1 protein-coding gene is annotated in these 313 nt (G+C 52.7%); it reads left to right on the forward strand.

What is annotated here, in order from left to right; genetic code table 11:
• Positions 1-313, forward strand: a 313-nt coding sequence (locus tag HC026_RS12525) for a hypothetical protein (RefSeq protein WP_168926222.1), incomplete at both ends; no start/stop codon positions are given.

Here is a 313-nt window from a genome sequence, read left to right on the forward strand (position 1 = left end):
AGTTACGAACGATAATCCAGGTGTGACGATGACGCATGACACGACTGGGACGGATACCAACACCACTCCAGGCCTTGGTGAACATGTCACAGGCGATGGAACAGTTTCCTACTTCAAGTCAGCCAACGGCGACGGTGTCTCAGTCGACCCTAAGGATTACTACAACGTCACTACGACGACTGATCCAGAAGGCGGAACGACTGATACCAAAGTTGATGGCAGCGGAGCAGTTACTGAAGTTACCAAGAACTGGTCCGATGGCGACAAGACGGTAGCCGTTATCGAAACGACGCCAACGACTGATGGGACAGGC

The sequence above is a fragment of the Secundilactobacillus angelensis genome, assembly GCF_012641075.1.
Lineage (GTDB): Bacteria > Bacillota > Bacilli > Lactobacillales > Lactobacillaceae > Secundilactobacillus > Secundilactobacillus angelensis.